The following is a 21,311-nucleotide window of genomic DNA, read 5'->3' as shown; positions in this document are numbered from 1 at the left end:
GGACCAAATACCATAGCGTTATCTCCAGAAGCATTGGCAGCAGATCCTATGGCTACGGAACCACTACCGCTGGCTGCTGCCGTATTTCCCATGGCCATGGCATTAAGGGCAGAACTAAATGTGTTGTTCCCAAAAGCAAGCCCTCTCGTAGCTGCAGGAGTTGTACTGCCGCCTTGAAGCGCAATTGAAAATTCGCCGCCAGCGTCAATGGCCCCAATAGACAGGCTATTATCTCCTGAAGCAGTCCCGTTAAAAGCAAAGGCATTTGCTCCAGAGGCTAATCCAAAACCAGCGGCAAAACTTAGATTTCCAGTGGCAGTACCAGCTCCTAGTACAATGGAGAAATCTCCAACACTGGCATCATCCCATTCATTGCCAAAAGCTTGTCCGGCTCTAAAGGCCCCTTTACTTTTATCAAAAAAGAACTTACTTGCGCCACCTTGTAAATCGGTATCTCCAAAAACAAAATCATCATTAAAAATATCTGTGGTATTTTGTACAATACCACCAATACTTTGAAATTCTCCAGATGCCCCGAAGGTGAGTTGATTCCAACCTAAGCCATCATAAAACCAAAACCCTAATGAGCCATTGGTTTGGTACACTAAAAGGCCATTGGCAGGTGTACCAATTGCCAAACGCTGGGCCTGAGTCATTCTGGGAATTAAAATACCAGATGTCGTACTTTCAATATCTAACATTGAAGAAGCGTCTGGAGTGGTTGTACCAATACCTACCTGTGAAAAAGAAAAATTAAAACAAATAAGTACAAAAAGAAAAATTAGGGATTTCATGATAAGTGGTTTTATGGTTTAACTCTATATCGTGAAAACAAAAAAATGTCATCAAAATGAAAACAATGAGTTCATTGTTTTTTACAGTTTATCCAATAAATCCCAATGCCAGCGAATATTTTGGGATTCATGCCTGTAAATCATGACATTTTAAATCTAAATGTAAAATCCATGAAGACCAAGATAAGCTTACTTCTTATTACCTTATCCCTTTTTTCTCATGCACAATCTATCACTGAAGACGAACTATTGCATTTTGGTACTGGTGCGGTAATTTCTGGAGCGACTTATGCCCTTGTTTATGGTAAAACACAAAATAAGAGCAAAGCCTTTTGGTATAGTTTAGGTGTTTCAACTCTTGCTGGATTGACTAAAGAGATCTTAGACGAATCTGCTTTTGACGGTTACTTTGATGGAAGAGAGTTTGCAGCGACAGTTTTAGGAGGTTTAGTGGTTAGTGTAACTCTAGAACTATTTGTAGGCAATAAAAAGAAAAAACAAAAACAAAAGGTTTCGGCATTACGATACGAGCCTATTCACAATATCCTTAGTAGATAATATAGAATTAGTATGCTCAATGCTAGGACCAGCAACCCAAACTGTTTTGTAAGTAGCTTGTTTTGCCGCTTTTTCTGTTGCTCTCATTCCTATAGAAAAACGAATCATTTTAACCCATTTCTTTAAACGTTTATTCTTATTCAAAAGACGTTCTATCCATGGAGATTTTGTTCCGATTTTTTGAACGTATGGTGTATTTATTACAGTACAAGGTGTACCAGAAATACGTTCTGTCATTATAATATCTTCTGCGCCATAATCAACACAGGCTTGTTTGTAATCTTCGGTGACATCTGCTTCTATTGAAGCTATAAATGGACTTCCTACAGAAACACCCTCAGCGCCATACGTCAACATCGTGTCTAAGTCAGCTTTAGTACCGACACCTCCTGCGGAAATTACCGGAATATTGCAATTAGAGTTAAGCTGTTCTATCAATTCTCCTGGATCTAGATTTCCTCTATGTCCTCCTGCTTCATTATTTACGGCTATTAAAGCATCTGCTCCAAGTGCTTCAACTTTCTTAGCAAATTTTAAATCGGTAACGTCACAAAACACTTTAATACCAGCCCGATGTGCTTTTTTTATGGTTTCTTCTGGACTTCCCAAAGAAGTTATTATAAAATCGCATCCCTCCTCACATAATACTTCTAGTTGAGCTTTATACTTTATGTTAGATTTGTTAACAATAAGATTAAACCCAAAAGAGCCTCCTTCGACCTTATTATTATGTAACATTTTTATGGCAGCCCTAAGCTCGTCTAATGTCCTATAATTTAAAGCTGGTATACAGCCAGCAATACCTGCCTTCATAGCCTCTGTTACCATAGCAACATTTGACACCAAAAACATCGGTGCTTGAATAATTGGATACTTTATATTGAGTAATTGAGTTAGCTTCGTTTTCATTAAACTATTCTTATTTCGACTGTTATTAAATGTTATAAAAGTTGGCTAAATATACTTAATTTTATTATGCGTGCATAGTAGTTTAGCTATTTAACTTATAATAGCCACACTTTAGATATTCAGCTTCTGGGAAACTTATTGGATGATCACTATCATGACTCGTTTTATTAATGATATTATAGGATCTACCAGATTTATCGAAAACGCCTTTATTAATATCGAAAAAGCTTCTTGAGGTCACCCTTGATGAACATGACGCCAAAACAAGAATACCGTTTTTTGATGTTAAATTAAGACCAAGGATGGCGAGCTCTTTATATTTTTTTTTCGCTAGCTCTATTTCTGACTGTCGTTTTGCAAAACTCGGTGGGTCAATGACCACCACATCAAATACTTTATGTTTATTTATAAGCTGGTTTAATTCTTTAAACGCGTCGCCACAGATTGTTTTATGTATACCTGAATAATTATTGAGTTTGGCATTTTGACTTGCCACTTCAAGCGCTTTCTGGCTAATATCAATGCTTGTAACCTCATTGGCACCATTAGCCAAAGCATGTACGGAAAATCCACCAGTATAGGAAAAAACATCTAAGACCGTCTTTGACTTACTCATCGCACCTACCAGTTTTCTATTCTCTCTATGGTCTAAAAAATAACCTGTTTTGTGTCCTTTGATAACATTAGCTGAAAAGTAAATATGGTGTTCTATAAAGACAACAGTTTCATTTTGTAATTCGCCATAAATTACTTCACCATCCGTCATTCCTAAATCAGCATAATTTTGAAGGTTACGACTAAGTCTTAACACTAGGCATTTAGACTTAGTCACATTAATTATATTATTTGCAATTGCATCTAAATACGGTAACCAAATTCTCGAATAAAGTTTTAAAACTGCAACGTCATTATAGACATCTGCTATCAACCCGGGAAAACCATCATTTTCTCCAAACAAAAGCCTGTAGCCATTGGTATTAGTTCTAAGTAATGGTAGCCTCACATCAAACGCTAATTTAATTTGCTTTTCAAAAAACTGATTGTTTACAATCACTTTTTCTGTTCCGCTATGCAGTAATTTAATTCTAATTGGTGAATCTGCATCATACAAACCTATTCCTATAATTTTGTTTTTTGATTTGCTAAAAATTACGGCTAAATCACCAGTCTCTGGATTTTCTCCAAGTTTTACTATAGAGTTTGAAAATATCCAAGGATGTCCTTGCCTTACAGATTTTTCTCCTTGGAAAGTTAATTTAACAGCTATACGCTTTGACATATGAATTCGAATAATTCTTGTGAAAATATAGGTTTAATTCTAAAACATATAAATTAATCCATTTAAAACCCATTTTAAGCACTAGTCCAAGAGTAACAAGGATTTTTAAAGGTTTTATTAGAGGCTTTGAAAATTTATGATATATTTGAGACACAAGAATGGATAAAAACATTTTTGGTTTTACGGAAATTACAAGCCCTAATCTATATGATTTTTTTCCTAAGTCATTACAAAACGTACTACTTAAAAAAATGGTATTGAACTCTGCAAAAAATAAGGCGTATTGGCTGTTAGACAGCTTAAAGGGAGGGTTAATAAAACGCAATTATAAGGAGATTAAATTAGGTGTTGAAAAACCTAATTCGGAGTTGGCTATAACCAATCAAAAAAACCATCTAGAACGCTTGCTTGCACATACGACTGCTTCAACACCATTTTATAAAGCGTTTAGAAATAACACTAATTTATCAGATTTCCCTGTAATAAGAAAAACAGACATACAGGATAACTTTGAAGCATTTAGATCTGAAACTTATAGAAATGCAAAGAATTTTGAGGTATCAACAAGCGGCTCTACTGGAGTGCCTTTTTTTTTATATCAGGATTTTGGCAAACGTCGCCGCAACCGTGCTGATGTCATCTATTTTTCGGAAGAGGCAGGATATATTATAGGAAATAGACTATATGAACTTGAAGTATGGAGAAGTCATAACAAAAAAAACAATTTCAAATCTCGTCTTCAAAATATTGTACAGTTTGATATTTCTAGGCTTACAGATAAAAGAATTGAAGAATTTTTAGGGTTACTAAAGTCTAGTAATCAAGATAAAAAATCACTATTAGGCTTTGCATCCGCCTATGAACTGATTGCCCAATTTATGGAGAAAAATGACATTTCATTGAAAAATGTTGGTATAGTGTCTGCAATTGCAAACTCTGAATACTTAAATCCATTTACAAAAACAACACTAAGCAAACGCCTCAATACTTCAGTATTATCTAGATATTCTAGTGAGGAAATTGGGATCATTGCTCAGCAAACTCTAAAATCACCTAATGATTTTGTCTTAAACCATTCTAGTTACAAAATAGAGCTACTCGATTTTGAGAGTGACAACCCTGTTAAACCTGGGGAATTTGGGCGCATTGTTGTAACGGATTTATTTAATTATGCGATGCCTATGATTAGGTACGATACAGGCGACATCGCTAAAATGAGCTTAAACCCTGAAGGCGCAATGACCTTTGAGCAAATTGAAGGGCGTAAAATGGACCTAATCTATGACTCCTCGGGTAATATTATTTCTTCATTTGTAGTTTACACTAAATTCTACAAGTATTATCAGTTATTGAAACAATATCAATTTATTCAACAGGGCGAAAAAGAATATGAAATCAAACTGAATATACAGGGGGATAAATTTGAGTATGAAAAACAACTTATAGAAGATGTAAAATCTGATTTCGGCGCTGATGCTAATGTATATATAACCTACGTGGATGAAATACCACCGTTATCCTCTGGTAAACGAAGAAAGGTTGTGAACAATTACAACAAAGATTAGCTATTAGATAGGCTTAATTCTAGAATTTCATCTGTAAAATCGCCTAAAAAGGGTCCATTTGCTATTTGTAAATCTACCCCTTGCCCAAGTGCATTGTATTCAATTAAAAAAGGCAAATTATCCTTATTTATTCCTATATCCCATGATATAATCTTAAAATAAGGAACGACGTGATGCATTGAAGTTACCATGTCTTTCACCTTATCATAGTTTGGTATTCGATAGTCTTTCAATTCAATACCGGTCTCTGTTACTGTTACTACTTTATCTTTGGGATTATAACCTTTGCCTTTTAACAAACCCTTTTCTGTTATACCACAAAAAAATCCGCCTGTTGAGAAATTATCGGTAGAATGACCTACTTTTCCTATTCTAAGCACGGATGCTAATATGTGTGCTCCAGTATCATTTATGTATGTCACCAATCTAAGCGTGTTTAAGCTTGTTGGATTCAACGCTTTTAATATTGGACTCTGTTCTAAAAATTCTTGAACAACAAAATCTTTACCGTAAAATTGAAATAGCTCCTCTAGGCTAAAGTCTTTAAAGTTGGTTCTTGAACCTATAACTTTAAAGGTATTAACCATTTTACCCCCTCCAGTTTCTACTGTTGGTTTAATTATAAGTCGACCTGTAAATTCTGCGCATGCTGTAACCGCTTCGTTTAGACCAACAAACTCTTCATTTATAAAGTAAAATCCATTTATATTCTGAACTATTGACTTTGGTTGATTAAACTCCCAAAATAATTTATAGCTCAGATTTTTATCTTGTAAAGCTGGCCATAATCTCCTTTGGTTTAATTGACCATCTATGTATGGCCTAAAAATATCATAGGGTATGTAATCTTTATGGAACTCCCCATTTAATCCTTTATAATACTTATGCCAATAGGTGTTTTTAAGGGTATATCCTCTAGCTTTAAAAAACAATTTCGCTTCTTTAATTTCTTGTTTACTTAATTTTGGTAGGTTCTTTTTCTTCATTAAAGATCTCATATAACGAACAGTGCTAATTTCGGTACGAAACTGCCATAACCACTTCTGAAAACTAAGGAGGCGTTTCAGAAATATTTTCTTAAGTAAGTGATATATATGCATATATTAAATTAATCTCACGTTTACACTAAGCTTACTGTTTTTATCATTGACGGGCTTCAGCTAAAATTTCATCAGTAAACGTCCCAAATAAAGGACCATTACAAATTTGTTGTTCAAACCCTTGGTTATACGTATTATACTCTATTAACATAGGTTTGTCTAGACTATTTATTCCGATGTCCCATGAAATCAATCTAAAGTATGGGACCCTTAAATGCATTGATTTTACCATATTAATCATTGCTTTATAATTAGGTATAACATAACCCGCAAGTTTAATCCCAGTTAACGTTTCTTCTAAAATCGCTCCATTTTTGGCGTATCCTTTTGATTTAAAATTTCCATTTTGGTCTATACCACAAATAAACCCTCCTGTTGAATAATTATCTGTAAAATTATTTTTTCCACCAATCTTGGCATTAACCGAAAGGACATGCACACCGTCATTATTGAGGTAAGAAACTACTCTTAATGTATTTAGGCTAGATGGATTTAAATTACGCATCGCCTCGCTCTGGTCAACAAATTTCTGGATAATGAAATCTTTTTTGTAAAGCCTAAATAATCCTTCTACTGATAGGTTTTGATATGAAGTCACATCTCCAAGAATTTTAAATGCTGCAACCATTTTACCACCTCCAGAGTCTAAACTTGGCTTAATAATGAGCAATTCGCTGATTTCATTGATTTTTAAAACCGCTTTTGAATGGCTCACTTGTTTTTCATTGATATAGTATAAACCGTTTATGTTTTGAACAACACGCTCTGGTTGGTTAAATCCTCTAAAAATACGATACGCCAAATTCTTATCCAGCAATGCTGGCCATTGAATTGTCTGATTTAGCTTTGGTGAAATTTTTGTCTTAAATAAACCTCTTGGAATATATTCTAAGCAAAATTGTCCACTTCTCGCCTTATAGTAGGCATGCCAATCTGTGTGCTTTAGGGTGTAACCTTTGGATTTAAAATATAAACGTACTTCTTTGTCTTCTTGTCGTGTGAGTTTTGGAATATTATGGAATCGCAAATAATCCTTAATTCGTTTTCTGGAATTCATGTTTTGATTAAATTCCCACAACTTTCTGTTGAGCTGATCAAGAGGTCTGGAAAAGGATTTATTTATATAATGAACAACATCCATTTTATGTTTTTAAAGAAGTAATTATATATCCTTTTATTTATCAGTATAAATAACTGTAGAAAAGAAGTCTTAAAAAAAGATACAATATTATAAGCTTAAGCTTAAAATTTCTTCGGTAAAGTCTCCAAATAACGGACCATTCACAATTTGGTGGATTTTTGTGCTCTGGTTATACGTATTATATTCTATCAAAATTGGGTCATTATTTTTATCAATGCCAATATCCCATGAAATAATCCTAAAATATGGAACTCTTTTATGAAGTAATTCAACCATTTTTAATACATTGTTATAATTAGGAATAAGCACTTCTTTTAAAACCATGCCAGAGGCGGTTTTTGTAAGTGTCGTGCCGTTTTGTATAAATCCAATTTCTTTTAAACGTCCTGTATTTTTTACACCACAAGCCACTCCTCCACTTTTAAAATTGTCAGTACTTTTTCCGGCATTACCTACACGAACCACCGAAGAGATAATATGAACGCCGTCATAATTTAAATAACTCATTATCCGTAAAGTATTTAACGAAGATTTATTGAGCTTTGCCATCACAGGACTTTGTTCCACAAATTCTTGGACAACGAAATCTCTTTTATAGGATTTAAACATGTTGATAATATGCTCTACTATTTCTTCCTCAACTATGTCTTGAATCGATAAAACATTTACCATAAATCCGCCACCAGATTCTATGCTGGGCTTTACAACTAATTTACTACTAGATTTAGAACAAATCTGAACAGCTTCTAATTCGCTAACAATTTCTCCGTTATGGAAATAAAACCCATTGATGTTAGAAATTACAAGTTTCGGTTGTTTAAAATCTTTAAATAAATTATAGCTTAAATTTTTATCCAATAATGCTGGCCATTGTATTTTTTGATTTAAGCTTGGGGCAATATGCGAAGAGAAAATATCGTGCGGAACGTATTCCTTCACAAACTTCCCTGTCGCACCTTTGTAGTATTGATGCCAGATTGTATTATCAAGTTTAAAACCCTTGGATTTCCAATAGGCCTTTGCTATTTTAATTTCCTCTTTATTGAGTTTTTCAAAATTAAATTTTCTTACGAATTCTCTTCCTTGATTTTTGGCATTCGCGGCCATATTAAACCTCAATAATTTTGCGCGTATACCTAAAATAGGATTAATGAGTTTTTGCTTAATTGAAATATAAATAGACATAATACTTAAGGCTATTGGTAAAATAGATATTGGACTAAGATAAAAAAGTAATCAACTACTTATATGTTCTTAGCGTAAAGTTCAGTGCCCAAGTTTTAAATAAAACAATACTAAGATATAACGCAACGGTTTTAGCGTTAAGTTTATGCTGAATTCTCAAAGCAGATTTATTAAAATACTCAGTAATGGCATGATGATATATCACCCCTTCTTTCTCAAATAATCCAAACCTATGGTATTTCATATATGCCGCGATATTTTTACCTCTATACTTATCAAAAACATAAAGACTATGAATGTAAATGTCTTTTTCACCTAAAGGAAAATAGCGCTTTCTAAATACAAAAGACTTACGCCTGACTAAAGAATAAGTCACAATTTCGGTGTTGTCTTTTAAACCAATACAAACATCTCCATTTTTTAAATCTGAAAGAAAATCCTTTTGACCTAAGCCACTGATAGCAGACTTTATTTTGGACATATCCGATTCATCAAAAATCGTTAGCTTTAAGTGTAATTGCTCCCCTTTAATTTTCTGTGGTATAGCAGCATCTTTTGTGGAAATAAAGTAATAATAAGGCATAATATCTACCCCTAACCTTGCAAGGTTATTACGAACGCCATGCCAAAATAAACCATGCTTAGTGAGTTTATAAATCCACTTGATTCGGTTGACAATACCCTTTCTGTTATTCTCCACTATGGCTTATAGGTCTTCAGTGTAAAATTTAAAGTCCATCGCTTAAAAAGCATTAAGCTTAAGTATAGTTTCAAGGGTTTAGACTTTAATTTACTCTTAAACCGTATTGTTGATTTATTAAAATACTCGCTTACACTAAGGAATGTATCAACACCCTCTTTTTGAAGATGTTTATAACTGTGGTAACGCAAGTATGGTGCAATATTTTTTCCTCTGTAGTCTTCAAAAGTGTACATACTATGAAGATAGCTCTCGTTAGATTTTAAGTTGAAATGGCGCTGCCTAAAAACAAATGGTTTCCGTTTTATGAACATATAAGCTGCTATGTTACCCCTATTCTTTAATCCAATACAGAGTTCACCATCTTTAAGGTTAGAAAATAAGTCCTTATCCTCGATCCCAATGATAGTACTTTTGATGAAGGCAATCTCTTCCTCACCAAAAACCAATAATTCAAAATCTTTATCCTCACCTCTAATCTCTGGAGGCGTAAAAGCTTCTGTTGCCTCTTGCACCCAATAATAAGGCATGAAGTCTAGTCCAATTTTAGCTAAATTATTTCTAACACCGTGCCAAAACAGACCATGCTTAATGATATTAGTCATCCATTGGATGCGATATTTTAAACCAGATTTATTGCCTTCCATAATGTACTAGCTGTATACACGTCCGTAACGTCCATGTCCTGGTTCCATCTGCATTTCTTTTCGAAATTCAGTTGGTGACATAATTGACCTGTTGTTGGCCTTGGCGATAACATGTATACGTTCAATGAGTTCTGCATTCGTTGCTAAGCGCGTACGCTCAGCATCAAACCAAATGTTATCTTCTAAACCAACTCTTACCCCTTTTCCAATAGCAATTGCTAATGAATTCATCATTAATTGACTGTTTCCAATACCTGCTATACTCACAAACGCATCATTTTGAACATCATTGAGCATCACACCTGTATGCAATAGATTAGATTGGGCGCAGGCAATGTTTCCGAATAGTAGATTATAATATAATGGTGCTTCGATAATTTTTTTCTTAACTAAATATTTCCCAAAGTTTATCATACCAACATCAAAAACTTCGAGCTCTGGTACGATACCCTTATCCTTCATGACATTGGCTAAATCCTCTATCATACCTGGCGCATTCATACTGGCCACTTTATTAAAATTTAAAGAGCTCAAGGTTAAACTTCCCATATCTGGTTTTAAGTCGCCTTCTAAATGAAGTACGTCTGAACGTTTATCGAGTGTATTAAAATTACGTCCACTAAGAGATGCACAAATAACCAAGTCTGGAGCATATTTACGTATGCCAGCAATAATATCGGCATAGACTTCCTTTTTGTAGGTTGGTACACCAGTAGCTTCATCTCTAGCATGAATATGCACCATTGTAATACCTATTTCATAGGCCTTGTGAACATCTTCAACAATTTCATTTACGGTAACAGGTACATGAGGTGTCATGTCCTTTGTAGGAATCATCCCTGTTGGTGTGAAATTGATAATCAATTTTTCCATAAGATTTGAGGTTTTTAAGTGGTTAAAGCTAGTGATTTCATTGATCATTTTTTAAATTATCCGATTAACGGTGGAGTGTTTACTACAAACAGTAAAACCGTGAAATGTAATAAAAAAAACGCAACCAAATTAATGGTTGCGCTTCATTTAAATATATTTCAGATAGAGAGTTACTTCACTTCTTCAAAGTCAACATCCTCAACATCACTGCTTTCGTCAGACGGTTGTCCATTCTGACTTGCATCTGGTCCGGGTTGAGCACCACCTTGCTGCGCTTCAGCTTGAGCCTTGTACATTTCTTCACTCGCTACTTTCCAAGCTTCATTTATTTTCTCTAAGGCTGGCTCTATAACTGCGATATCCTTAGACTCATAAGCCTTTTTCAATTCCTCCAGTGCATCCTCAATTGGTTTTTTCTTATCATCAGATAATTTATCACCAAATTCAGTTAATTGACTTTCTGTTTGAAAAATCATAGCATCGGCTTGATTCAACTTTTCCGCTGTTTCTTTGGCTTTGGCATCTGCCTCTGCATTGGCTTCAGCCTCAGCTTTCATTTTTTGGATTTCATCCTCTGTTAAACCTGAAGATGCCTCAATACGGATATCTTGCTTCTTACCAGTAGCTTTATCCTCTGCAGATACTTTAATGATACCATTAGCATCAATGTCAAACGTTACTTCAATCTGAGGTGTTCCTCGTCTTGCTGGTGGAATTCCATCTAAATGGAAACGACCAATTGTTTTATTATCTGCCGCCATAGGACGTTCACCCTGTAATACATGAATCTCTACCGATGGCTGATTGTCTGCCGCTGTTGAGAATACTTGAGATTTCTTAGTAGGAATGGTTGTATTGGCCTCAATTAATTTAGTCATTACATTGCCCATGGTTTCAATTCCAAGAGATAATGGCGTAACATCTAATAACAATACATCTTTAACATCACCTGTTAATACTCCACCCTGAATACCAGCACCTAAAGAAACTACTTCATCTGGGTTTACACCTTTGCTTGGTGCTTTTCCAAAGAATTTTTCAACTGCAGTAACGACTGCAGGAATTCGTGTTGAACCACCAACAAGAATAATCTCGTCGATATCAGCTTTTGATAAACCAGCCGCTTTTAACGCAGACTCACAAGGCTCTATGGTTCTTTTAATCAAGTCGTCTATTAACTGCTCAAACTTAGAACGTGATAATGTTCTTACCAAGTGTTTTGGTCCGCTAGCAGTAGCTGTAACATAAGGTAAGTTGATTTCTGTCTGAGATGAAGAAGATAATTCAATCTTAGCTTTTTCTGCCGCTTCTTTAAGTCTCTGCAGAGCCATTGGGTCTTTACGTAAGTCCATATCTTCATCTGCAATAAACTCTTCTGCCAACCAATCTATGATTCTTTCATCTACATCATCACCACCTAAGTGAGTATCTCCGTCAGTTGATAATACTTCAAATACACCATCCCCTAATTCTAGGATAGATACATCATGTGTACCACCACCGAAATCAAATACCACGATTTTTTGATCTGTAGATTTTTTGTCCAATCCGTAAGCTAATGCTGCCGCTGTAGGCTCATTAATAATACGCTCAACCTTTAGTCCGGCAATTTCTCCAGCTTCTTTAGTAGCTTGACGTTGCGCATCATTAAAATATGCAGGCACCGTTATAACAGCGCGCGTTACGTCAGCACCTAAATAATCTTCAGCAGTTTTCTTCATCTTTTGAAGAATCATTGCCGATAATTCTTGAGGTGTGTATAATCGCCCATCGATATCAACTCTAGGCGTATCATTATCACCCTTTACCACTTTGTAAGGAACGCGCTCTGCTTCACTTTTGGTTTCAGAATATTTGTTACCCATAAAACGCTTTATAGAATAAACCGTTTTAGTTGGGTTAGTTACCGCTTGTCTTTTTGCCGGATCACCAACCTTTATTTCTCCGCCTTCAACAAATGCTATAACCGAAGGCGTAGTTCTTTTTCCTTCTGCGTTAGGTATTACAACTGGCTCGTTACCTTCCATTACGGAGACACAAGAGTTTGTTGTACCTAAATCAATTCCAATAATTTTACTCATAATAGTTTATATTCTTTATTGTGTTGTGTTTTATTTTTTTAATTCGATATGTTTAAGTCAATGATTATGCCATGACAAAAAATATGACACGATGTCATAAAAAAAATTAAAAATAATCTCTATTTCTAGATTTTTGGTACGTCATTTGCTTTATCTAATCAAAATCTTAGTATTATGAAAAAAATTTCTTATGTAATTATTTTAACCCTCTCTGCAATGTTCTTTACTTGTGAAGGTCCACAAGGAATTCCTGGACCTCCAGGATTTAATGGACAGGATGGACTTAATGCGGACGAATACGCTGCACTGTCTTTTGAACGAACCGTAGATTTTCAGTATTTCAATGATACTGGTTTACAAGAAACGTTCGTCAACTTACCGTTTGATATTCTTGATAGTGATGTAGTATTAGTGTACCGATTAGAAGCCATTGTAACCATCGATGGTATCCCAACAGAAGCTTGGTCTGCTTTACCTCAAAACTTTTTCTTAAATGGTACTGACATTATTCAATACGTTTTTAACCACACATTTGCGGATGTCGAATTATTGATAGATGGTAATTTTGATCTTTCCACATTAGGTTCAGAATTTACACAAGATCAAGTGTTTCGATTTGTTATTTTGCCAGCAGATGCCATAAATGGTATCGATGTTTCTGATATCAATACGGTATTAGCCTTAGATAATGTCAATTGGATGGAGTAAAACTTTGATTCATTTATAAAGATTAAAAAAGCCCAATCCTAATTGGGCTTTTTTTTAAAACTTTTTACAATCTGTTTTTCGTCTCGTATCTACTAGATAAATAATTTTCCAAATTCCATTTAGCCTCATTAACTGAAACGAATTAACACCACAATGACTAAAGCTACCGTTATACCAAAATTCGTAAGGCGTCCAAGCATTGGCCATATCGCCATCTATTTGTATTGAAAAGTCCAATAACTTTTCTTCAAACGAATTTTCTTTAGGAATACTAGCAATTGAAGACACGAACTTATTAAAGTCCGTAATATTTAAAATTGTTTTGCCAGCTTGATCCTTTCCTATACTTTGCATCACAATATCTTTAGTTACCATTTTTTTTAATTCTGTAGAGTCTTGCTGATGAAACGCTTCAAAAAAATTAAGTATGACTTGTTTTACTTCATTTGATTCCGAATTCTGTGCCGAAATCACCACTGAATAAAAAGTAAGCAGTATAAAAACTAAATATTTCATGATTTAAGATTTGTGTTGAAATTAATGGTTTCGTTGTTTTTTAGCCGCATTAAACAAAAGTTTAACAAAACTCGTTATTTTTATCCCTACTAATTTAAATGAAATGTCAATAGCAAAGAAAGAATATAAACGCATCACTGTAAAAACCCTCGTAGATATGAAATCTAAGGGCGAAAAAATATCAATGCTTACGGCATATGATTATACCATGGCAAAAATTGTAGATGGCGCAGGTATAGATGTCATTTTAGTTGGAGATTCTGCAAGTAATGTAATGGCAGGGCACGAAACCACGTTACCTATCACCTTAGATCAAATGATATATCACGCTTCATCTGTTGTGCGTGCTATAAACCGTTGTCTCGTAGTTGTAGACTTACCTTTTGGCACCTACCAAAGTGACCCTAAAGAAGCCCTGAGGTCAGCCATAAGGATTATGAAGGAGAGCGGTGGCCACGCGGTTAAATTAGAAGGTGGAAAAGAAATTAAAGAATCCATAAAACGTATCCTTAATGCAGGTATTCCTGTTATGGGCCACCTGGGATTAACGCCTCAATCCATATATAAATTCGGCACCTATACCGTAAGAGCCAAAGAAGAGGAAGAAGCAAAACAGCTAAAAGAAGATGCCTTAATGCTAGAAAAAGCTGGATGCTTCGCCATAGTATTAGAAAAAATCCCGGCAGCACTTGCTAAAGAAGTCGCTGAGAGTGTATCTATCCCAGTAATAGGAATTGGTGCTGGTGATGGTGTGGATGGCCAAGTTCTGGTTTTACATGATATGTTGGGGATGACACATGAGTTTAACCCTCGTTTTCTGCGTAGGTATATGAATCTCTTTGAAGAAATGACTGATGCCATATCTCAATATGCGAGTGATGTTAAGTCTTTAGATTTTCCCAACGATAATGAACAGTATTAAAATAGAAGTTGAGCTCCAAAATCCATTCTACTAAATCTAATCTTCAAGTTCTTTATGAGGACAACCATATTATAGTCGTTAACAAAAGAGCTGGAGATATTGTCCAAGGTGATAAAACCGGAGATGAACCCTTAAGCGAAATTGTAAAATCCTATTTAAAAGCCAAATACAATAAGCCTGGGAATGTCTATTTGGGTGTAGTACATAGATTAGATAGACCCACCACTGGAATTGTGCTTTTTGCTAAAACGAGCAAAGCATTGCCAAGGCTTAACAAACTATTCTCTGAAAAAAAAGCAAAAAAAACATATTGGGCACTTGTAAAGAATACACCACCTAAATTGCAAGACACTTTAATGCACTGGTTAAGAAAGAATCCTAAAAACAATAAATCTACAGCTTTCCCTAAAGAAGTAAGCGGAAGTAAAAAGGCTATTTTACACTACAAAATAATTAAGTCGCTGCATAACTTCTATTTATTAGAAATAGATTTAGAAACCGGAAGGCATCATCAAATCAGGACGCAGTTAGCTTCTATTGGTTGTCCTATTAAAGGGGACTTAAAATATGGTTTTAATCGAAGTAATAAAGACGGGAGCATAAGTTTGCATGCAAGAACTTTAGAATTTATTCATCCTGTTAAAAAAGAAGACATAGCTTTGTCAGCTCCTTTGCCTGATGACCCCTTATGGAGCGCTTGTACTGATTAAATAGTTCGGTAAGGATATATCAACTTAAGAGTGGTCCCTACCCCAGATTTAGATTCTAACTGAAAATCAGCATTAATTAATTTTGCTCTTTTTTTCATATTTAGTATTCCGGAACCTTTTCTTATGTTATTCACATCAAAACCAATCCCGTTGTTTTTCATTGTGATTTCAAGCTGATCTTTAAGGTAATTTAAGGATAGAGTTAAGTTTTTAGCCTCGGAATATTTTAAAGTATTTGCAGAAAATTCTTGAAAAATTCTAAATAAAATAAGTTCATCTTTTTTGTTTTCAAAATTCACTTTCACACCAGATATTGCAATATTAGAATCAATTAAACCTGATTTATTGATCCTATTTATTTCATTAGTTAAGGACACATCAAAACCTAAATTAAAAATCACATCACTATTTAATGACTTTGACAAGGCTCTCACTTCCTCTAAAGTAATTTTTAGAGTTTCTGCCGCATTATCAACTTTTATCTTTGCTTCACCACCTACAACTTTAGCGGCTGCATTCATCTGCATCGAAGACATCACAAGCATTTGCCCAATATTATCATGTAATTCTCTACCAATATGTCCTAAGGTTTCTTCTTGAATTTCTTGCTGGGTTTTAATTAATTCTTCATCAAAGGCTTTTTGCTGTTCTATTTTATCCAGAATCAATTGATTCTTGCGTTTTTGAAATGCGATAAAAAATGCAACAAAAACAACTGACAATGCTAATGTGAAAAATATCACATAAGACATCAGTGCTATTTCCTCAGCACTAATCTGTTTTTGTGATATAAGGTATTTAAAAAGGCAAAAGAGTAGCATACGTACAATAATAAGTTTGAAACAAGTAAAACGTTTATTCTGAATTGAATAAATTCTGAATTAGATGGATTAAAATACCCATCAAAAATAAAGAGCGGTGTTAAGCAGATATTCCACAACATAAAAGCTGAGCCTATATAGAAAATATGAGATTTGTAAAAATCAAGTATCTTATCACTTTGCAGTAGTTCCCTATAGTAGAATAAAACAATAATAAAAATTGCAACTGTTTGAACTGCCATATCGTAAGGTAAGGTCATTTTAAAAAAGTCACCACTAACAATAAAATAAATTATGGTAAATACTGTTGAAACTGCAACACTCAGTGCAATGATGTTTTTGGACAACCTATGGTGTATATGTCTGTAGAAAAAAAGACCAACTAAAATAAGTCCTAAAATAGAATATAAATTATACAGCCAGGTATTTCTTTTCATTACAGAGTTCTCCAAATAATTAAAAAACCAATTATCAATATCATAAAAGTAGGGATATAGCGCTAGGGTCTCTACTGTAACTGTAAGCCACAGGTACCAAATAAACGGAAGCGTACGTCTATCCCTAGTTTTAAACCAATAAAAAGATCCACATAAAGCGGCAATTAATTCAACATAATGATGAATTAGATTCATGGTGTAAATTGTAATTGATAATAATTACTGCGGATAGTTATTACTTGGAGGTTGACCACTAGATCCTCGATTTAAGCCACTACCTCCTGGTATATCACTACCACCACCTTGAGGCAAGGTAAACATACTTCCGTCAGATACATTTTGCTTTCCTGTAGGAATAAAAAATACGGTAGTTAAACCTGTCTCTCCCTTAGAGTTTGGATAAGACCCTAAATAGACTCTCAAGCCATCCAAAGTATAGCCCAATGTACCAGCTTCCTTTTTGGCAAACTGTATATAGCCTTCTACATCCTCTAATGCAAACCAAGAAGAACGGTTATCTCCACCGTTGGTGCTCTTTTTAAATAGTGAATCATTGATAATATTATGCTTAATAGTATAGGCCTGGTCGAGAACTTTTGCCTCTGCAGGACTTATTAAACCATTTGGTCTGATTTCTTGGGCCATTTCTTTAATGTCATCCTTTGAGCCGAAATAATACATTAAGGCTCCGCCAACAATAATACCTACGATAAGGGATAAGAAATTTTTCATGAAGAGATAGTTTTAGTTAATTAATAGTTTTCCGAAAGTAGAGAATAATTTTCTCAAAAAAAATTATGGTGATTTAATTTCTTACATTATTAGGCAATTCGTCTAAACTTTATGTAGTTTCCAACTGTTTTTTGACTTAAAGCATTAATAGATTTATCAGTTAACTGTAGTATCCTAGGATAACCACCTGTTGTTTGAGCATCTCGCATCAATACAATTAATTGACCAGATGGTGTAAGCTGCACCGTCCCAGGTAAAACAGGTGCTGTGATAATGTTCTTTGCATCGTTATCTATTAAATTCTCTAACTGATACGCCATTCGATTATTAAATTTTGAAACAACAAACTGAGAGCTCCAAATCTCATCTTGTTGTGACCTGCTAAGCAAATGATATTCTGGACCAAATGAAACATTCAAAAACTTAGTTGTTAAGACAGTTTCGTCATATTTTAAACTCGCATTTTTTTTTGCCAGTTCCTTGTCTATAGAAAGATACGGTATTATTTCACCCTTGTTTATCTTTGGAAATTCGGTGATACCTTCATAAAAACTGCGGCTGCCCAAAACTAATGGTGTATTAAAACCACCTTTTATGGCTATGTAACAACGTGCACCATTCACAGAAGGTCCAAAACTTAAGATATCATTTGACTTAAGTGCTAGTGGCTGGTTGTTGTTTATTGCGATTCCATTTAATTTAGGGCGCATTGGCGCTCCAACAATCGCTATGGTTGTTGGGGAAAGAAACTTTAAAGTTGGACCAATTATGGTGATTTCCAAAACTGCAGCCTCTTCTGTATTACCAAGTAATAAATTTGCGAATTTAGCAGAATACATGTCCATACTGCCAGACACTGGCACACCATGAGCTCCATAGCCTAATCGACCCAAATCCTGAATGGTAGTATAAAAACCAGGCTTAATAACTTCAGTCATGAGATTGAATGGGTTTTAAAATATAATCTGAGGATTTTACCAAGGCGTCGATTTTATAAAATTCTTTAATTGAAATCGGAACAAAACGTATTTTATCACCTGCATCAATAAAAGTTAAGGGTTTCCGCTTTGGGGTAAAGAGGTCTATTGGTGTTTTGCCTATAATGTGCCAACCTCCCGGACTGTCTTGTGGATAAATGCCAGTTTGATTTGCTCCAATGGCAACCGACCCTTTAGCAACGTTTAGCTTGGGTTCTGATTTGCGTTCCAGAAATAAGCGGGAATCCAACCCACCTAAATAGGGAAACCCAGGAAGAAAACCCAAAAAATAAACAGTATAAACTGGGGCTGAATGAATCCTAATCACATCATATGGCGATAGGTTTATTAAGTTGCAAATAAACTTTAAATCAACTCCAAATTCTAAGTCGTAACACACTGGTATTTCCCAAGTTGTCTTCTTAAGCACAACTGAGCTCTGAGATGCCATGTAGAGCTCCTTCAACTTAAAATACTCATCATTGAAGTTGTCAATAGTGTGTTTGTATATTATTAATATTGAGGAGTATGCATGTATTATATCAACTATTTGTTTAATACTTTTTTCAGAAATTGTTTTCTTGAAATTCAATATATCATTTAGGATATTTTCGTTGATTTTTTCAGGCCAACTAATTAATATTGAACGTTCATTGTACCTATAAAAACTTAAATCGTAATACATTTTAATTAACAAATTTCGATACCCTCCTTAGGAAAGTTTTTATGAAAAAACTTTAGAATTGAGAGTGCATTTTGATTATCTCCATGTAAACAAAATGTTGATGCCTCTATTTTTTGTTTCAAGCCATTAATGCAGCTCACTTTACCCTCTTTTATTATTGTCTTACAGTGATTAAATGCATATTCGGGATCCGTTATAAGTGCATCGTTATATTGTCTTGAAACTAGAGTTAAATCGGAATTGTAATTTCTATCTGCAAATGCCTCAAATACTATTTCAATACCAGAATTCAATGCAAGCCTAGCTATAACCGAACCATAAGGCACATAAAGCTTGGCCCCTTTCGCTTCATGCTTAATCAAATCAACCACAACTTTGGCTATATGCATATCAATAGCTGCTAAATTGTATAAAGCGCCATGAGGTTTTATATGATTTAGGCTCCCGTCTTGAGACTTCAACATATTATTAAATAGTCTTAGCTGCTCTTTCAGGCTAAATAATAATTCGTTATCACTTATATCTAGTGGAATACGCCCAAAGTTGTCTTTATCGGGAAAAGATGGATGCGCACCAATTTTCACATTAAATTGCTGGGCTAAATTAATTGTACTGCGCATGGTGTTTTCATCACCAGCATGCCCACCACAAGCAATACTGCATGACGACAAAAAGGGCATCAGCTCGGCCTCGTTGCCTAAGCCCTCTCCCACATCTGCGTTTATGTCTATATTAAAGTAAGTCATTTAAAAACTATCCATCGCACTTAAAATTCCTTTTACTCCCAAAACAAAAGTCAATAGTATTATTAGTACCACAATTACGTTCTGAAGTTTTGAATTTACGTATTTCCCTAAAATCTTAGAGTTATTCATTACCAAAAGCAGAAATATTGCAACAATAGGTAGTAATAAGCCATTAGCTACTTGTGCAAATTTTATCACAGCTATGGGTTTAAAGCCCAAGGTTGAAAATAGAACACCAAGCCCAAGAACAAGTATCCAAACAATTCTAAAACGTTTCGATTTTAAATCAGCTGGCCAACCTAAACAACCACTCGCTACGTAAGCTGCTGCTAAAGGCGCTGTAATTGCACTTGTTATACCTGCGGCAAACAAACCCACTGATAATAAATATTTTGCATTAGCTCCAAATACAGGCTCCAAACTCGCTGCTAAATCAGATGCATTCAAAACCTCTTTTAAGGGTAAACCCGCTGCAGATATAATAATTGACATACTTACAAACCCACCTAAAACTACTGCAATAACTGTATCGCGTTTAGCCAATTTAACATCAACCTTTGATGTCCATTTTGTTTTGGCCAACGAGGTATGCAGAAACAAATTGTATGGTACTACCGTGGTGCCTATTAAGGCAATAACGGTGAGTAAACTATTTTTCCGAAGCTCTGGCATAAATAGTCCTGAGAAAATAGCGGACCAATCCGGTTTAGTTAAAATTGCAGTTGATAGAAAAGCTACACTCATGAGAATTACTAGAAAAATCAGAAACCGCTCAATGACTCTATAATTTCCTATATATAAAGCTACAAATGCAATTGCTCCTAGAATTAGGACATATACGTTAACCTCAACCTCATTAAAAACAAGTGACTTGGACCCAAACAATGTTTCTACGCCAAGAACACCACCACTAATATTCCCAGCTTCGTATGCGGCATTTCCAACTAAAATAGCCGATAAAACCAAAAACATAACAATGAATTTAAGTATAGGATGTTGTAGTTCCGTTCGTAATAGCTCTGCTAAACCCTTTTGTGAAATCACACCTAAGCGAGCTGCCATCTCTTGAAGAAAGATAGTGGCAACAATAGACAGCCCCATTGCCCAGAGCAAGGTGTATCCAAATTTAACACCAGCTAGTGTACATACCGTTACGGTTCCAGGGCCAATAAAAGCTGCAGCTATTAATGGGCCAGGACCAATATTCCTGAAGAAATCTCTCAAT

The 21,311-nt window shown here is 34.9% G+C and carries 23 protein-coding genes; 5 read left to right on the top strand and 18 right to left on the bottom strand.

Annotated features, from left to right (window positions below):
* On the bottom strand, nt 1-794 hold a 794-nt coding region (locus tag J4050_RS12035), incomplete at its 3' end, for a phage tail-like protein (RefSeq protein ID WP_498370602.1).
* Nucleotides 795-965: 171 nt separating this feature from the next.
* Between J4050_RS12035 and J4050_RS12030 the strand changes: the two genes are divergently transcribed.
* Entirely contained in the window at nt 966-1,352 is a 387-nt protein-coding gene (locus J4050_RS12030; RefSeq protein WP_208154833.1) for a hypothetical protein, read from the top strand.
* Here J4050_RS12030 and J4050_RS12025 read toward each other — a convergent pair.
* Nucleotides 1,314-2,261, bottom strand: a complete 948-nt coding sequence (locus J4050_RS12025) for an NAD(P)H-dependent flavin oxidoreductase (protein ID WP_208154832.1) — start codon at nt 2,259-2,261, stop codon at nt 1,314-1,316. The two genes, J4050_RS12030 and J4050_RS12025, sit on opposite strands and share 39 nt — an antisense overlap.
* 82 nt (nt 2,262-2,343) lie before the next feature.
* Complete coding sequence (locus J4050_RS12020) at nt 2,344-3,540, bottom strand: class I SAM-dependent rRNA methyltransferase (protein ID WP_208154831.1); 1,197 nt, start codon at nt 3,538-3,540, stop codon at nt 2,344-2,346.
* A gap of 158 nt (nt 3,541-3,698) precedes the next feature.
* Between J4050_RS12020 and J4050_RS12015 the strand changes: the two genes are divergently transcribed.
* Nucleotides 3,699-5,105 (top strand): phenylacetate--CoA ligase family protein, encoded by a 1,407-nt coding sequence (locus J4050_RS12015; RefSeq protein ID WP_208154830.1) that lies wholly within the window; start codon nt 3,699-3,701, stop codon nt 5,103-5,105.
* On the opposite strand, the gene J4050_RS12010 is transcribed toward J4050_RS12015, so the two are convergent.
* The 7 genes from J4050_RS12010 to dnaK form a co-directional block, all read right to left on the bottom strand.
* Complete coding sequence (locus tag J4050_RS12010) at nt 5,102-6,091, bottom strand: sugar-transfer associated ATP-grasp domain-containing protein (RefSeq protein ID WP_208154829.1); 990 nt, start codon at nt 6,089-6,091, stop codon at nt 5,102-5,104. The two genes, J4050_RS12015 and J4050_RS12010, sit on opposite strands and share 4 nt — an antisense overlap.
* 157 nt (nt 6,092-6,248) lie before the next feature.
* Nucleotides 6,249-7,346, bottom strand: coding sequence for a sugar-transfer associated ATP-grasp domain-containing protein (locus J4050_RS12005; RefSeq protein ID WP_208154828.1), 1,098 nt, complete (start codon nt 7,344-7,346; stop codon nt 6,249-6,251).
* Nucleotides 7,347-7,433: 87 nt separating this feature from the next.
* Nucleotides 7,434-8,531: a sugar-transfer associated ATP-grasp domain-containing protein gene (locus J4050_RS12000; protein ID WP_208154827.1), complete on the bottom strand. Its 1,098-nt coding sequence runs from the start codon at nt 8,529-8,531 to the stop codon at nt 7,434-7,436.
* A 55-nt stretch (nt 8,532-8,586) separates the two neighbouring features.
* Complete coding sequence (locus J4050_RS11995; RefSeq protein WP_208154826.1) at nt 8,587-9,231, bottom strand: hypothetical protein; 645 nt, start codon at nt 9,229-9,231, stop codon at nt 8,587-8,589.
* The gene (locus J4050_RS11990) at nt 9,231-9,878 is read right to left on the bottom strand and encodes a GNAT family N-acetyltransferase (RefSeq protein ID WP_208154825.1); all 648 of its coding nucleotides are present in this window, start codon (nt 9,876-9,878) and stop codon (nt 9,231-9,233) included. Before J4050_RS11990 ends, J4050_RS11995 begins: the two co-directional genes overlap by 1 nt.
* A gap of 6 nt (nt 9,879-9,884) precedes the next feature.
* Nucleotides 9,885-10,751, bottom strand: a complete 867-nt coding sequence (locus J4050_RS11985) for a beta-keto acid cleavage family enzyme (protein WP_243878629.1) — start codon at nt 10,749-10,751, stop codon at nt 9,885-9,887.
* Nucleotides 10,752-10,921: 170 nt separating this feature from the next.
* The gene (gene dnaK / locus J4050_RS11980; RefSeq protein ID WP_208154823.1) at nt 10,922-12,832 is read right to left on the bottom strand and encodes a molecular chaperone DnaK; all 1,911 of its coding nucleotides are present in this window, start codon (nt 12,830-12,832) and stop codon (nt 10,922-10,924) included.
* 174 nt (nt 12,833-13,006) lie between these two features.
* Here dnaK and J4050_RS11975 point away from each other — a divergent pair, with 174 nt between their 5' ends.
* Nucleotides 13,007-13,540 (top strand): hypothetical protein, encoded by a 534-nt coding sequence (locus tag J4050_RS11975; protein ID WP_208154822.1) that lies wholly within the window; start codon nt 13,007-13,009, stop codon nt 13,538-13,540.
* A 54-nt stretch (nt 13,541-13,594) separates the two neighbouring features.
* On the opposite strand, the gene J4050_RS11970 is transcribed toward J4050_RS11975, so the two are convergent.
* Complete coding sequence (locus tag J4050_RS11970) at nt 13,595-14,056, bottom strand: nuclear transport factor 2 family protein (RefSeq protein WP_208154821.1); 462 nt, start codon at nt 14,054-14,056, stop codon at nt 13,595-13,597.
* Nucleotides 14,057-14,159: 103 nt separating this feature from the next.
* Here J4050_RS11970 and panB point away from each other — a divergent pair, with 103 nt between their 5' ends.
* Both panB and J4050_RS11960 read left to right on the top strand, forming a co-directional pair.
* Complete coding sequence (panB, locus tag J4050_RS11965) at nt 14,160-14,978, top strand: 3-methyl-2-oxobutanoate hydroxymethyltransferase (RefSeq protein ID WP_208154820.1); 819 nt, start codon at nt 14,160-14,162, stop codon at nt 14,976-14,978.
* Nucleotides 14,979-14,986: 8 nt separating this feature from the next.
* Nucleotides 14,987-15,688 (top strand): RluA family pseudouridine synthase, encoded by a 702-nt coding sequence (locus J4050_RS11960; protein WP_208154819.1) that lies wholly within the window; start codon nt 14,987-14,989, stop codon nt 15,686-15,688.
* Here the strand turns inward: J4050_RS11960 and J4050_RS11955 are convergent.
* From J4050_RS11955 to J4050_RS11925, 7 genes are all read right to left on the bottom strand, one after another.
* Nucleotides 15,685-16,440 carry a sensor histidine kinase gene (locus J4050_RS11955; RefSeq protein WP_243878628.1) on the bottom strand — a complete coding sequence of 252 codons (756 nt, stop codon included), beginning with the start codon at nt 16,438-16,440 and terminating at the stop codon, nt 15,685-15,687. The genes J4050_RS11960 and J4050_RS11955 overlap by 4 nt on opposite strands.
* A 5-nt stretch (nt 16,441-16,445) precedes the next feature.
* On the bottom strand, nt 16,446-17,141 hold the full coding sequence (locus J4050_RS11950; protein WP_208154817.1) for a hypothetical protein: 696 nt from the start codon (nt 17,139-17,141) through the stop codon (nt 16,446-16,448).
* A gap of 24 nt (nt 17,142-17,165) precedes the next feature.
* Entirely contained in the window at nt 17,166-17,678 is a 513-nt protein-coding gene (locus J4050_RS11945; protein WP_208154816.1) for a hypothetical protein, read from the bottom strand.
* Nucleotides 17,679-17,767: 89 nt separating this feature from the next.
* The gene (locus J4050_RS11940) at nt 17,768-18,616 is read right to left on the bottom strand and encodes a 5-oxoprolinase subunit C family protein (protein WP_208154815.1); all 849 of its coding nucleotides are present in this window, start codon (nt 18,614-18,616) and stop codon (nt 17,768-17,770) included.
* Nucleotides 18,609-19,340 (bottom strand): 5-oxoprolinase subunit PxpB, encoded by a 732-nt coding sequence (gene pxpB / locus J4050_RS11935; RefSeq protein ID WP_208154814.1) that lies wholly within the window; start codon nt 19,338-19,340, stop codon nt 18,609-18,611. The genes J4050_RS11940 and pxpB overlap by 8 nt, the downstream gene beginning before the upstream one ends.
* Before the next feature lie 5 nt (nt 19,341-19,345).
* The gene (gene pxpA, locus J4050_RS11930) at nt 19,346-20,086 is read right to left on the bottom strand and encodes a 5-oxoprolinase subunit PxpA (protein ID WP_208154813.1); all 741 of its coding nucleotides are present in this window, start codon (nt 20,084-20,086) and stop codon (nt 19,346-19,348) included.
* Nucleotides 20,087-21,310, bottom strand: a complete 1,224-nt coding sequence (locus J4050_RS11925; protein WP_208154812.1) for an Nramp family divalent metal transporter — start codon at nt 21,308-21,310, stop codon at nt 20,087-20,089.
* Between the last annotated feature and the right edge of the window lies 1 nt (nt 21,311).

The sequence above is a fragment of the Winogradskyella pelagia genome (assembly GCF_017581965.1).
Classification (GTDB): domain Bacteria; phylum Bacteroidota; class Bacteroidia; order Flavobacteriales; family Flavobacteriaceae; genus Winogradskyella; species Winogradskyella pelagia.
The sequence above is the reverse complement of the archived record's forward strand: the minus strand, read 5'-3'. Positions and strand labels throughout refer to the sequence as shown.

Excerpts from the sequence above, each read along its gene's own strand:
- J4050_RS12030 (WP_208154833.1), top strand. The coding sequence starts at position 966 with ATGAAGACCAAGATAAGCTTACTTCTTATTACCTTATCCCTTTTTTCT.
- J4050_RS12025 (WP_208154832.1), bottom strand. The coding sequence starts at position 2,261 with ATGAAAACGAAGCTAACTCAATTACTCAATATAAAGTATCCAATTATT.
- J4050_RS12020 (WP_208154831.1), bottom strand. The coding sequence starts at position 3,540 with ATGTCAAAGCGTATAGCTGTTAAATTAACTTTCCAAGGAGAAAAATCT.
- J4050_RS12015 (WP_208154830.1), top strand. The coding sequence starts at position 3,699 with ATGGATAAAAACATTTTTGGTTTTACGGAAATTACAAGCCCTAATCTA.
- J4050_RS12010 (WP_208154829.1), bottom strand. The coding sequence starts at position 6,091 with ATGAAGAAAAAGAACCTACCAAAATTAAGTAAACAAGAAATTAAAGAA.
- J4050_RS12005 (WP_208154828.1), bottom strand. The coding sequence starts at position 7,346 with ATGGATGTTGTTCATTATATAAATAAATCCTTTTCCAGACCTCTTGAT.
- J4050_RS12000 (WP_208154827.1), bottom strand. The coding sequence starts at position 8,531 with ATGTCTATTTATATTTCAATTAAGCAAAAACTCATTAATCCTATTTTA.
- J4050_RS11990 (WP_208154825.1), bottom strand. The coding sequence starts at position 9,878 with ATGGAAGGCAATAAATCTGGTTTAAAATATCGCATCCAATGGATGACT.
- J4050_RS11985 (WP_243878629.1), bottom strand. The coding sequence starts at position 10,751 with ATGGAAAAATTGATTATCAATTTCACACCAACAGGGATGATTCCTACA.
- dnaK (WP_208154823.1), bottom strand. The coding sequence starts at position 12,832 with ATGAGTAAAATTATTGGAATTGATTTAGGTACAACAAACTCTTGTGTC.
- J4050_RS11975 (WP_208154822.1), top strand. The coding sequence starts at position 13,007 with ATGAAAAAAATTTCTTATGTAATTATTTTAACCCTCTCTGCAATGTTC.
- J4050_RS11970 (WP_208154821.1), bottom strand. The coding sequence starts at position 14,056 with ATGAAATATTTAGTTTTTATACTGCTTACTTTTTATTCAGTGGTGATT.
- panB (WP_208154820.1), top strand. The coding sequence starts at position 14,160 with ATGTCAATAGCAAAGAAAGAATATAAACGCATCACTGTAAAAACCCTC.
- J4050_RS11955 (WP_243878628.1), bottom strand. The coding sequence starts at position 16,440 with ATGTCTTATGTGATATTTTTCACATTAGCATTGTCAGTTGTTTTTGTT.
- J4050_RS11950 (WP_208154817.1), bottom strand. The coding sequence starts at position 17,141 with ATGAATCTAATTCATCATTATGTTGAATTAATTGCCGCTTTATGTGGA.
- J4050_RS11945 (WP_208154816.1), bottom strand. The coding sequence starts at position 17,678 with ATGAAAAATTTCTTATCCCTTATCGTAGGTATTATTGTTGGCGGAGCC.
- J4050_RS11940 (WP_208154815.1), bottom strand. The coding sequence starts at position 18,616 with ATGACTGAAGTTATTAAGCCTGGTTTTTATACTACCATTCAGGATTTG.
- pxpB (WP_208154814.1), bottom strand. The coding sequence starts at position 19,340 with ATGTATTACGATTTAAGTTTTTATAGGTACAATGAACGTTCAATATTA.
- pxpA (WP_208154813.1), bottom strand. The coding sequence starts at position 20,086 with ATGACTTACTTTAATATAGACATAAACGCAGATGTGGGAGAGGGCTTA.